The 14042-nt window shown below is 71.8% G+C and carries 1 protein-coding gene; it reads right to left on the minus strand.

The features are described from left to right. Position 1: 1 nt before the first annotated feature. Entirely contained in the window at positions 2-13999 is a 13998-nt protein-coding gene (locus tag UA74_RS33655) for a type I polyketide synthase (protein ID WP_075741079.1), read from the minus strand. Positions 14000-14042: the final 43 nt, after the last annotated feature.

Below are 14042 nucleotides of genomic sequence, written 5' to 3' on the forward strand. Positions count from 1 at the left end.
CTCATCCCTCCACTCGCGCGGTCGGGGACGCCCCGAGCGCCCGCTCGATCAGGGCGGCGGCGTCGAGGTCGTCGTACTCCTCGCCCGCACCGGCGTCCGCACCGGCGGCGTCGCCATCGGCAAGTCGCAGCAGCGTGTCCAGCAGGCCCGCCTTGCGGAACCGCTCCAGCGGTATCCCCGCGAGGGCGCGGCGCAGCTCGGCCTCGGCGGGGTCGGCCGGTTCCGCCGATTCCGGCAGAATTCCGGCGAGTAGCTCCCCGGCCAGTGCGGCCGGTGTCGGATGGTCGTAGACGAGCGTGGCGGACAACCGCAGCCCGGTGGCGGCGGTCAGCGCGTTGCGGAACTCCACGGCCGTCAGCGAGTCGAAGCCGAGATCGGCGAAGGCCCGTTCCACGTCGAGCTCGTGTGCGTCGTGGTACCCGAGTGCACCCGCTGCCTGCTCGCGGACCAGTCGCACCAGCATTCCGTGCCGCTCGCCGGGTTCCGTTGCGGCGAGCGCCGCCCGCAGTGCCGATCCGGAGCCGGTGTCCGCAGGCTGCTTCTCCCGCAGCGCGGCCGCCACCTCGGGAAGCTCGCCCAGCAGCGGGCTGGGCCGCAACGCGGTGAAACCGGCGGCGAACCGGGACCAGTCCACATCGGCCACGGTCACCGTGGTTCGGTCCTCCGCCAGGCTGCGGCGCAACGCGAGGATCGCGAGCTCCGGTGCCAGCAGTCGCAGACCGAGCCGTTCCAGCCCCTGCGCTGCCTCCGGACCGGAGACCATGCCGCCGCCGCCCCACGGTCCCCAGGCAACCGCCGTGGCCCTGAGTCCTCGGGCCCGGCGCAGTTCGGCGAGCCCGTCGAGGTAGGCGTTGGCCGCCGCGTAGGCGCCCTGCCCGCCGCTGCCCCAGATGCCCGCGATGGAAGAGAAGAGTACGAAGGCGTCGAGTTCGGTGTCGGCGAAGGCGGCATCGAGGTTGCGCGCCCCGGCCACCTTCGCCGCGAGGACCCGTTCGAATTGGTCGGAGGAGGTCTCGGCGAGGGTGTTCACCTCGGACACCCCGGCAGCGTGCACCACCACCCGGACCTGTTCGCCCTGTTCGGCCAGCCCGGACAACAACGCGGACAGCGCTTCGGCGTCCGAGGCGTCGAAGGCCGCGAGGGTCACCCTGACGCCGTACCCGCGCAACTCCTCGGCGAGTTCCTCCGCACCGGGAGATCCGGGGCCTCGGCGGCTGGTGAGCACCAGGTGCTCGGCGCCGCCGCCTGCGAGCCAGCGGGCGACCTGCCCGCCCAGCGCGCCGGTCCCGCCGGTGACGAGCGCGGTGCCGCGGGTCGCCCACTCCGGGCCGCCGGTCGCGGCACCCACCCGGACCAGACGTCTGCCGAACACCCCGGCGGACCGCACGGCAAGCTGGTCCTCGCCTGCTGCGCCGGACAGCAGGCCCGGCAACCGGCGCAGCACGCCCTGGTCCCGGGTAGCAGGCAGGTCGATCAGGCCGCCCCAGCCACGCGGGAACTCCAGGGCCGCGACCCGGCCCAGGCCCCACACCATGGCCTGCCCCGGATCGGTGACCGGGTCGCCCGGCCCGGTGCCGACCGCCCCCCGGGTGAGGCACCACAGCGGCGCTCCCAATCCGGCCCCGGCAAGGGCCCGCAGCAGGGCCAGCAGGGCATCGGCTTCGGCGCCGCCCTGCCAGCCTGCGGGGAAGAGCACTCCGGTCACGCCTTCGGCTGCGGCAGCCAGTTTCGCCGGGTCGTCCAGCGCATCCCGGTGCGCCAACCGAACCAGGTCGGACGCAGGACCGGTCAGTTCGGCGGTCACCTCGGCCAGGTACTCGTCGGCGGACTCCGGTTCGATCAGCAGCCAGCTGCCGAGTGCCACGGGTTCGCCGGGTGCGGCGAGCGGGGACCACCCGACGTCGTAGCGCCACGAGTCCGCGGTGGACGAATCGTGCAGCCTGCGTCGCCAGGAGTTCAGCGCAGGCAGCACCTCGCCGAGCGGGGCGTCCTCGGTCAATCCCAGGGTGTGGGTCAGATCGGCGAGGTCGGCCCGCTCCACGGCTTCCCAGAGCACCGTGTCCTCGGCGGCGGCTGTCGGCACCGACGGATCGAGCCAGAGCCGCTGTCGCTGGAAGGGGTAGGTGGGCAGCGCGATCCGCCTGCCGCCGCTCACGACGGGAGTCCAGTCCACCCGGCCGCCGTGCACGTGCCAGGCGCCCAGCGCGGCGGTGAAGGTGTCCTGCTCATCGGTGCTGTCCGCCCGCGCGGCCGGGATGAAGGACCGCTCCTGGTTCGCAGGCAGTCCGGCGGCGGCCAGCGCGGTGAGCACGGCGTCCGGGCCGAGTTCGAGGAAGCGGGTGACCTGAGCGGAGTCCAGGTAGGAGACGGCATCGCCGAAGCGGACGGTGGCCCGGACCTGCTCGACCCAGTAGCCGGGTGAGCACAGCTCGGCCTCGGTGGCGGGTGCACCGGTCACCGTCGACACCACGGCCGTCCGGGGCGGTTGGAAGTCCACGGTGGCCATGACGCGGCCGAAATCGGCGAGCATCGGTTCCATCCGGGGCGAGTGGAAGGCGTGCGAGACGCGCAGCCTGCGCACCTTCCGGCCTCGGGCGGCGAACTCCGCCCCGATCGCCAGCACAGCGTCCTCGTCACCGGAGACCACCACCGAGGCCGGACCGTTCACCGCCGCCAGGGTGGCGGCCCCTGGCACTTCGGCTCCAGCCGGCACTTCGGCTCCAGCCGGCACTTCGGCCCCGGACTGCGCCGCGATCCCCGACAGCAGCGGCCGCACCTCGTCGGCGGTGGCCTGCACCGCGACCATCGCACCGCCGGAGGGCAGCGCCTGCATCAACCTGCCTCGGGCGGCGACCACCCGGCAGGCGTCCGCCAGGGAGAACACCCCCGCGACGTGCGCTGCGGCCAGTTCGCCGATGGAGTGGCCGACCAGGTAATCGGCGCTGAGGCCGTGTGCTTCGGCGAGTCGGAACAGCGCCACCTCGTAGGCGAACAGCGCGGGTTGGCCGTAGCCGGTGTGGTCCAGCAGCGCGGCCTCCGGTGATCCCGGCTCGGCGAACACCAGCTCGGCGAGCGGGCGGTCCAGTTCGGCATCCAGGTAGGCGGCCGCAGCGTCGAAGGCCTCGGCGAACACCTCGGAGGCGGCATACAGTCCCCGGCCCATCCCGGCGTGCTGCGCTCCCTGACCGGTGAACAGGAAGGCCGCGCGGGCGCCCGGTCGCGCGATCCCGGTGAGCACACCGGCGGTCTGCTCGCCCTCGGCGAGGGCACGCAGCCCGGCCGTCAGCTCGCCGCCGTTCGCGCCCGACACCGTCGCGCGGTGCTCCAGCGTGGCGCGGTGGTGCGCGAGCGTGCGGGCCACATCGGCCGGGTCCGCCTCGCCGATGCCCGCAAGGAGGTTCGCGGCCTGGGCCCGCAGTGCCTCGGCGGTGCGGGCGGACACCAGCCACGGCGCGGGCCGGTCCGGTCGGTCGGCCGGTTCGACACCGGTCGGCGATTCGGGCGCCTGTTCCAGAATGGTGTGCGCGTTGGTGCCGCTGATCCCGAACGAGGAGACCGCAGCACGGCGCGGCCTGCCGGTCTCGGGCCAGGACATCGGTTCGGTGAGCAGCCGCACCGCGCCTGCCGACCAGTCCACCTTCGTCGTCGGCCGGTCGGCGTGCAGCGTCACCGGGAGCAGGCCGTGCCGGATGGCCTGGACCATCTTGATGACTCCGGCGACGCCGGCCGCCGACTGGGTGTGTCCGATGTTGGACTTGATCGACCCGAGCCACAGCGGCCGCTCCGGTTCGCGGCCGAGGCCGTACCCGGCGAGCAGGGCCTGTGCCTCCACCGGATCGCCGAGGGCCGTCCCGGTGCCGTGTGCTTCGACGGCGTCCACCTCGGACGATTCCAGGCCGGCGCCCGCCAGGGCCTGGCGGATCACCCGTTGCTGCGCGGGACCGTTGGGGGCGGTGAGGCCGTTCGAGGCGCCGTCGGAGTTGACGGCGGAGCCGCGCACGGTGGCCAGTACGTCGTGGCCCAGTCGCCGCGCCTGGGACAGCCGCTCCACCAGCAGCAGGCCGACCCCTTCCGACCAGCCGGTGCCGTCGGCCTCGTCGGAGAACGCCTTACACCGGCCGTCCGGGGCAAGCCCGCCCTGGCGGCCGAACTCCAGGAAGGCGTTGGGAGTGGACATCACGGTGACCCCGCCGACGACGGCGAGCTCGCACTCCCCGCCGCGCAGCGACTGGGCGGCCAGATGCAGCGCGACCAGCGAGGAGGAGCAGGCGGTGTCCAAGGAGATGGCGGGGCCCTCGAGCCCGAGCAGATAGGCGATCCGGCCGGAGGCAACGCTGCTCGCACTGCCGGTGAGCAGGTGTCCCGCGACACCGTCGGGGACCTCGGTCAGCGCGGCTCCGTACCCGGAGGAACCGGCGCCGATGAACACCCCGGTCGCGCTGCCGCGCAGGGCGGTGGGGTCGATTCCGGCGCGTTCGAACAGTTCCCAGCAGGATTCCAGCAGCAGCCGCTGCTGCGGGTCCATGGCCAGCGCCTCGCGCGGCGAGATCCCGAAGAAGCCGGGGTCGAAGGTGTCGGCGTCGTAGACGAAGCCGCCCTGCCGCTCGGCCGCGCTTCCGCCGAGGCCTGCGAGGTCCCAGCCTCGGTTCTCGGGGAACCGCGAGATCGCGTCGGTGCCGTCGACCACCAGCTGCCACAGGTCTTCCGGGGAGCGGACCCCGCCGGGGAACCGACAGCTCATCGCGACGATGACGATCGGGTCCTCGTCGCCAGCGGTGTCGATGACCGGTCCGGCAGGCGTCGGGCCGTCCTCGCCGAGCAACTCCGTTCGGACCAGGCGGGCGAGTGCGGCGGAGTTCGGGTGGTCGAAGGCCAGGGTGGTCGGCAGCGCGAGCCCGGTGGCCTCGGTCAGTCGGTTGCGCAGTTCCACGGCGGTCAGCGAGTCGAATCCGAGGTCCGAGAAGGCGCGTTCCGGGGCGATCGCGGCCGCGTCGCGGTGGCCGAGCACCAGGGCCACCTGTTCGCGGACCAGTTCGTCGATCGCCCTGTCCCGGTCGGCGGCAGGCAGGCCCGCCAGCCGTTGCCGCAACCGGTCGCCGGTTCCACCACCCGATGCGCCGTCCGCGACGGCCTCGACTGCGGCGGGGACGCCTGCCAGCAGCGGGCTGGCTCGTAGGGCGGTGAAGCCCGGTGCGAAGGCGGACCAGTCCACATCGGCCACCACGGTGGTGGTCAGCTGGTGCTCCACCGAGCTGTGGAGTGCGGTGACGGCGGCGTCGGGGTCCATCGGGCGCAGGCCTCGGCGGCGCAGGGCCTCCTCGGCTCCGTCAGCGGCGGCCATCCCGTCGCCGGACCACGGTCCCCAGGCGATCGAGGTGGCCGCGAGGCCGAGGGACCGGCGATGCTCGGCAAGCGCGTCGAGATAGGCGTTTCCTGCGGCGTAGGCCGCCTGGCCTCCGCTGCCCCAGATCGCCGCGATCGAGGAGAACAGCACGAACGCATCGAGTTCGGTGTCCGCGAGCACCTCATGGAGGTGGCGTGCCCCGGTGACCTTGGCGTGGATCATCTCGGCGAGATCGGCAACGGAGGTCTCGGCCAGCGACCGGAGTCCGGTCTGCCCGGCCGCATGCACCACTGCACGCACCGGGGTGCCCTCGGCCGCCAGCCGGGCGGTCAGGGCGGCGAGCGCCTCGCGGTCGGTGACATCGCAGGCGAGGACCTCGGCACGGGTACCGAGTCCGGTCAGCTCCTCGGTGAGGGCGGCGGCGCCCGGCGCGGCAGGCCCGCGCCTGCTGGTGAGCACCAGGTGGTCGGCTCCGGAGCGGGCCAGCCAACGGGCGATGTGCGCTCCGAGCCCGCCGGTGCCGCCGGTGACGAGCACTGTTCCGCGCGGCGACCAACCGGTTGCAGGCCCGGCCAGCGGTGCGGGCACGAGCCTGCGGCCCAGCACGGCGGATCCTCGGATGGCGACCTGGTCCTCGGTGCCGTCCGCGAGCACTCGGCACAACCGGGCGAGGCCGCGCCGGTCGAGGTTCGCAGGCAGGTCGATCAGCCCGCCCCAGCGGGTGGGTTGTTCGAGCGCCGCAACCCGGCCCAGGCCCCAGAGTTGGGCCCGTTCTGGGTCGGAGAGCGGATCGGAGCGCCCGGTGGTGACGGCGCCGTGGGTCAGCACCCACAGTTGCGCCCGGGAGTCCTCGGTGTCCAGGAGATGCAGCACGGTGAGCAGTTCATCCACCCCGGGGTCGGCCAGGATGATCTGCTGCGCGGTGTCGCGGGTGAGTGCCTCGGCGAGGTCGTCGTCCGAGAGACACAGCGGGGTGACGGTGGCACCGCCCACGCGCAGTGCCTCGGCGATGGCGTCGGTGTCCTCGGCAGCGCTTCCCGCCACGAGCAGCCACTCGCCTTCGGGGGTGTCGGGGCCGAGGTCCAGCAGCGGCTGCCAGTTCACCCGGTAGCGCCAGGATTCCAACTCAGACTGTGCGGCGAGCCTGCGACGCCAGGCGTTCATGGCGGGCAGCACGTCCCGCAGCGGCGCCTGGTCCACCCGCAGGGTGCCTGCCAGCGCGTCGAGGTCCTGTTCCTCGACGGCGGCCCAGAAGGCACCGTCGGTTCGGGTGTCGTATTCGGTTGTCGAGTGGGCGGCGGGTTCTGGCCAGTAGCGCTGGCGGTGGAAGGCGTAGGTGGGCAGGTCGATCCGCCGGGCACCGGGCAGCAGTGCGGCCCAGTCCAGCGGGGTGCCGGTGGTGTGCAGGGCGGCCATCGCCCCGACCAGGGTCTCGGCCTCCGGCCGGTCCTTGCGCAGCGCAGACACCACCGTGGCATCACCGACGATCTCAGCGACCATCGATGTGAGCACGGCTTGCGGACCCAACTCCAGAAAACGTGTCACCCCGGTACGGTGCAAAGCCTCGATACCGTCGGCGAACCGAACGCACTCCCGCACATGCCGAACCCAATAACCAGCGGTCGAGATCTCCTCGGCCGCCACCTCACCCGAGACCAACGACACCACCGGAAGCCGCGCCGACTCGAACCGAACACCCTCCGCCACCCCGGCGAACTCCACCAACATCGGATCCATCAGATGCGAATGGAACGCATGCGACACCACCAGCCTGCGAGTCTTGCGACCCAAGCTGGCGAAATGCGCCGCCACCGCCGACACCGCGACCTCGGCACCGGACACCACCACCGACCCCGGACCGTTCACGGCCGCAATACCCACCACATCCGACAACAGCGGCCGCACCTCGTCCTCCGACGCCGCCACCGCCACCATCGCCCCACCCTCGGGCAACGCCTGCATCAACCGACCACGCGCCCCCACCAGCCGACACGCATCCTCCAGCGAAAACACCCCCGCGACATACGCAGCAGTGATCTCCCCCAACGAATGCCCCGTCACCACATCCGGACGAACACCCCACGACTCCACCAAACGGAACAGCGCCACCTCAAACGCAAACAAACCAGCCTGCGCAAACACCGTCCGATCCAAAACAGAACCAGAGCCGGAATCGGAATCCTCGAACACCACCTCGCTCAACACACCTGGCAACAACCCGTCAAAACCCGCACACACCGCATCAAAAGACTCCGCGAACACCGGAAACGCGCCGTACAACTCCCGGCCCATCCCCACCCGCTGCGCACCCTGACCGGAGAACAGCACGGCCAAGCGGCCGGGCCCGGCGGCGATGCCGGTCACGACCCGTGGATCGACACGGCCGTCCGCAAGCGCCCCCAGGCCTGCGATCAGTTCCTCGCGGTCGCCGCCGATCACCACCGCGCGATGCGCATGCACCGATCGCGTGGTCGCCAGTGCACAGCCCACGTCGACAGGATCGATCTCCGGAGCATCCTCCACAAAGGACCGCAGTCGCGCGGCCTGCGCCCGCAGCGCCTCCGGGGATCGCGCCGAGACCGCCCAGGGCGTCACCGACACCGGCATCCGCACCGGCTCGGCTCCCGGCTCCGCAGGTACCTCCTCGAGCAGTAGGTGCGCATTGGTGCCGCTGACCCCGAACGAGGACACCCCGGCCCGCCTCGGCCGGTCGGTCACAGGCCACGGGGTCTGCTCCGTCAGCAGCGCGATCGCGTCGGAGGACCAGTCGACGTGCGGGGACGGCGCGTCCACGTGCAGCGTCTTCGGCAACACCCCGTGCCGCATCGCCTGCACCATCTTGATCACACCGGCAATGCCCGCCGCAGCCTGCGTGTGCCCGAGATTCGACTTCACCGAGCCCAACCACAACGGCTGTCCGTCCGGCCGATCCCGCCCGTAGGTCGCCAACAGCGCCTGCGCCTCGATCGGATCGCCTAGGCTCGTCCCGGTCCCGTGTGCCTCGACGGCGTCCACCTCCGAGGCGTCGAGACCGGAGTTCGCCAGGGCCTGCCGGATCACCCGCTGCTGGGAGGGACCGTTCGGCGACGTCAGGCCGTTCGAGGCGCCGTCGGAGTTCACCGCAGAACCCCGCAGCACCGCCAACACCGGATGCCCGTTGCGCCGCGCGTCGGACAGCCGTTCCAGCAGCACCAAACCGAGGCCCTCTGACCAGCCGGTACCGTCCGCCGCCTCGGCGAACGCCTTGCAGCGGCCGTCGGCGGCCAGTCCGCGCTGTCGGCTGAACGCCACGAAGGCACCCGGGGTGGCCATCACCGTGGCCCCGCCCGCGAGTGCGAGATCGCATTCCCCCGAGCGCAGCGACTGCGCCGCCAGGTGCATCGCCACCAGCGAGGAGGAGCACGCGGTGTCCACCGTGACCGCCGGGCCCTCCAGCCCGAAGGCGTAGGCGACCCGGCCGGAGACGACGCTGGCCGCGTTGCCGGTGCCGGAGTGCCCCTCGCCTGCGTCGACGGCGCCCATCAGCGCCAGCTGGTAGTCCTGCCCGTTGGTGCCGACGAAGGCACCTGCCCGGCTGCCGCGCACGTCGATCGGATCGATGCCTGCGCGTTCGAACAGCTCCCAGGAGCCTTCCAGCAGCAGTCGCTGCTGTGGGTCCATCGCCAGTGCCTCGCGCGGCGAGATCCCGAAGAAGCCGGCGTCGAACCCGGCGGCGTCATCGAGGAAGCCGCCTTCGGCGACGTAGCTGGTACCGGGGTGGTCCGGATCAGGGTGGTAGAGCGAATCGACATACCAGCCTCGGTCGCGCGGGAAGCCGGCGATCGCGTCGGTTCCGGTGGCGAGCAGCTCCCACAGCTCGTCGGGGTTGTGCACCCCGCCTGGGAAACGACAGCTCATCGAGACGATCGCGATCGGCTCGCCGGTCTCGGCGTGGGCCGAGGACGGCGCTGCTGCCGATCCGCCTGTTCCCACGATCTGCTCGGCCAGGTGGCCAGCCAGCAGGGCGGGGGTCGGATAGTCGAAGACGAGGGTGGCGGACAGCGGCAGGCCGCTCGCGGCGCCGAGCAGGTTGCGCAGCTCGACGGCGGTCAGCGAGTCGAAGCCGAGATCACGGAAGGCCCGGTCCGCGTCGATCGCTGCCGAACCGGAGTAGCCGAGTATCCCGGCCGTCTGTGCCCGGACCAGTTCAAGCAGCGCCGCGTGCTGTTCGGCCTGCGTTCGGCCGGCCAGCACCTCGTGGAGCCCGAGATCCGCTGCCGACGAGGCCGGGGCGACGACGCCTGCGGCTTCGGGCAGCTCGCGCAGCAGCGGGCTGGGGCGGGTGCGGGAGAGCACCGGGGTGTAGCGACTCCAGTCGATATCGGCGACGACCACATCGGCGCCGGGATGCCAGACCGCCCGGCCCAACGCGGTGACCGCGAGGTCCGGCGACATCGGCAGCACCCCGCCGCGCCGGGTGCGCTGGGCCGCCAGTTCGTCGGCGGCCATTCCAGTCCCCGCCCAGCTGCCCCAGGCGATCGCGGTGGCAGGCAGGCCCTGTCCGGTGCGCCACTGCGCGAAGGCGTCCAGTGCCGCGTTGGCCGCCGCGTAGCCGCCCTGCCCCGCAGCACCCACCGCGCCGGCGAGTGAGGTGAACAGCACGAACGCCGAGAGATCCGTACCCGAGGTCACCTCGTGCAGGTTCATCGCAGCCTGGACCTTGGCCTCCATCACGGCGGCGAGGCGGTCGGTGCTCAGTCCGGCCAGCACGCCGTCGTCGAGTACGCCTGCGGCGTGCACGACGGCGCTGAGCGGGGCGTCCTGGGGTACCGCCGCGAGCACCGCGCGCAGTTGTTCCGTCGAGGCCGCATCACCGGCGAGGGCGTCGGCGCGGACTCCGAGATCGGTCAGTTCCGCCACGAGTTCGGCGGCGCCGGGAGTGTCCGGACCTCGGCGACTCGCGAGCAGGATGTGTTCCGCGCCGTTGCGGGCGAACCAGCGGGCCGCGTGCGCGCCGAGCGCACCGGTACCGCCGACGATGAGCACCGTGCCACCGCCTCGCCAGCCGTCCGGACCAGCCGTGAGCCTCGGCGCCCGAACCAGACGACGGGCGAGCAGTCCGGTGCCTCGGACCGCTATCTGGTTCTCCTCGCCCTGAGCCAGGGCGGTGAGCACCCGGCGGATGCCGCGCTCGTCGGTCGCCGAGGGCAGGTCGATCAGCCCGCCCCAGCGGTCCGGGTGCTCCTGCGCGATCACGCCGCCGAGGCCCCACAGCGCGGCCTGCACCGGGTGTCGCACCGGGTCCTGCTCACCCACGGAGGTCGCGCCGTCGGTGAGCAGCCACAGCGGCGCCGTCACGCCGGTGTCCCCGAGTGCCTGCACGAGGGTGGTGGTGGCCGCAAGACCGACGGTCAGTCCCGGATGATCCGGGTGCTGCCTCTCGTCCAGCGCCAGCAGCGAGACCACCCCGGCGAAGCTCTGCCCGGTGTGCGCCCGCAGGGCTGCGGCGACGGTCTCCCGGTCTGCTGTCGCTCCCGGCTGTTCGAGCACCACGGGTTCAGCGCCGATGGCGGCGAGACCGTCGGCAAGCGCGGTCGACCAGTCGGCTCCGGTGTGCCCCGGTGGGACGATCAGCAGCCAGCGACCGGCGGGGCGTAGGTCCTCGACGACGAGCGGCGCCCAGGAGATCCGGTAGCACCAGGAGTCCACGGTGGACAGCGATTCGCGTTCGCGGTGCCACTGCGCGAGGGCGGGCAACACCTGGTCGAGCGGCGCGTCATCGGCCACCCCGAGGGCGCGGGCGAGCTCCCGGTCGGCCACCAGGTCCCAGAACGGGTCCTCGGCAGCGGCGGCGGCGGGCTCGGAACCGGCGAGCCAGTATCGTTCCCGCTCGAAGGCGTAGGTGGGCAGGTCGATCCGTCGGGCGCCAGGCAGCAGTGCGGCCCAGTCCAACGGGGTGCCGGTGGTGTGCAGGGCGGCCACGGCGGCCAGCAGCGTTTCGGCCTCGGGCCGGTCCTTGCGTTGGGCGGGCACGGCCGTGGCGTCCTCGACGATCTCGCCGATCATCGAGGTGAGCACTGCCTGTGGACCCAACTCCAGGAACCGCGTCACCCCGGTGCGGTGCACCGTCTCGATGCCATCGGCGAACCGAACACAGTCCCGCACATGCCGCACCCAATAACCAGCGGTCGAGACCTCCTCCCCGGCCATCTCACCCGACACCAATGACACCAGGGGAAGCGCCGCAGGCCGATAATCCACCGACTCCGCCACCGCCGCGAAATCAGCCGACATCGGCTCCATCAACGCCGAGTGAAACGCATGCGACACCACCAAACGACGAGTCCGACAACCCAGACCGGCGAAATGCCGCTCCACCACCGCGACCGCATCCTCGGCACCCGACACCACCACCGACCGAGGACCATTCACCGCCGCGACATCCACCACACCCGACAGCACCGGACGAACCTCGTCCTCCGCCGCCCCGATGGCCACCATCACCCCACCAGCGGGCAACGCCTGCATCAACCGACCCCGCGCCGCCACCAGACGACACGCATCCTCCAGCGAGAACACCCCCGCGACATACGCAGCAGTGATCTCACCCAGCGAATGCCCCGTCACCACATCCGGACGAACACCCCACGACTCCACCAAACGGAACAGCGCCACCTCAAACGCAAACAATCCAGCCTGCGCAAACACCGTCCGATCCAACACAGAACCAGCACCAGAATCGGAATCGGAATCCGAGCCCTCGAACACCACCTCACTCAACACACCCGGCAACAACCCATCAAAAGCGGCACACACCGCATCAAAAGAATCCGCAAAAACCGGAAACGCGCCATACAACCCACGACCCATCCCCACCCACTGCGCACCCTGACCCGAGAACAGAACGGCCAAGCCACTTCCCCGCCCAGCCACACCCGACGACACCGACGGATGCCTCTCCCCAGCCACCACCGCACGCAGACCCGCCACCACACCCACCCGATCGGCAGCCACCACCACCGCACGATGCTCCAACTCCGCGCGCGAGACACCGAGGGAGTAACCGAGGTCCGTGAGGGCCAGTCCGGGGCTCTGCTCGACGAAGGACAGCAGGCGGGCCGCCTGCGCGGACAGCGCCGCCGAGGAGCGCGCCGAGACACGAAGCGGGACGAGCGCAGCGGGCTCGGTCGACGGCTCCGGCTTCTCGGCAGCCGTCGCCGTCTCGGAATCCGCTGCCTGTCGGGAACCCACGGCCTGCCGGGAATCCGCTGCCTTCTCGGCGTCCGCGACAGCCGCCGGGGCCTGTTCCAAGATGACGTGCGCGTTGGTGCCGCTGACCCCGAAGGCGGAGATGCCGATCCGGCGCGGGCGTTCGGTCGCGGGCCAGGCCTGCGCCTCGCGCAGCAGCTCGACGTTCCCGGTGGACCAGTCCACGTGTGAGGTCGGTTCGGTCACGTGCAGGGTCTTGGGCAGTGTGGAGTGCTTCATCGCCAGCACGGCTTTGATGACGCCGGTGACCCCGGCTGCGGCCTGGGTGTGCCCGATGTTCGATTTCAGGGTGCCGAGCCAGAGCGGCTGGTCGGCGCGCCGGTCCTTGCCGTAGGTGGCCAGCAGCGCCTGTGCCTCGATCGGGTCGCCCAGCGTCGTCCCGGTCCCGTGTGCCTCCACCGCGTCCACATCGGCGGCGGCCAGCCGGGCATCGATCAGTGCCTGGCGGATGACCCGTTCCTGGGAGGGACCGTTCGGCGCGGTCAGCCCGTTCGACGCGCCGTCCTGGTTCAACGCCGAGCCTCGGAGCACGGCGAGCACCTCGTGCCCGTTGGCGCGGGCGTCGGAGAGCCGCTCCACCATCAGCAGGCCGACGCCCTCACCCCAGCCGGTGCCGTCGGCGTCATCGGAGAACGCCTTGCATCGGCCGTCGACCGCGAGGCCGCGCTGCCTGCTGAACTGGACGAACGAGCCCGCATTGGCCAGGACCGCCACCCCGCCCGCGATCGCGAACTCGCACTCCCGTCTGCGCAGGGCCTGCGCGGCCAAGTGCAGGGCCACCAGCGAGGAGGAGCAGGCGGTGTCGATGGTGACCGCAGGACCCTCCAGCCCGTACACATAGGACAACCGGCCCGAGGCGACGCTGGCGGAGATGCCGGTGAGCAGGTGCCCCTCGACGTCCTCGGGAACGCTGCGCAGCCCGGTGGCGTACCCGGAGAGCCCGGCACCGACGAACACCCCGCCTGCGGCGCCCTTCACCGAGGTGGGCGCGATACCGGCGCGCTCGAACAGCTCCCAGGTCGCCTCGAGCAGCAACCGCTGCTGCGGGTCCATCCCGAGTGCCTCGCGCGGGGAGATGCCGAACAGCGAGGCGTCGAACCAGCCCGCGTCGTGCAGGAACGCCCCTTTCCTGGTGTAGCTGGTGCCGGGCGCGTCCGGGTCCGGGTTGTACAGCGCCTCGAGGTCCCAGCCCCGGTCCTCCGGAAACCCGGTGACGGCGTCCTCGCCTGCGGACAGCAGCTCCCACAGATCCTCGGGGGAGCGGATGCCGCCGGGGTACCGGCAGCTCATGGACACGATGGCGATCGGCTCGTGGTCCGCCGCCTCGCGCTCGCGGAGCCGTTCGCGCGTCTCGTGCAGATCGACGGTGACTCGCTTCAGGTACTCGCGGAGCTTGTCCTCATTCACGCTCTACACCTTGCCTACGCAGCAGTGCCGAAAGAACAATCGA

The sequence above is a fragment of the Actinoalloteichus fjordicus genome, assembly GCF_001941625.1.
GTDB lineage: Bacteria > Actinomycetota > Actinomycetes > Mycobacteriales > Pseudonocardiaceae > Actinoalloteichus_A > Actinoalloteichus_A fjordicus.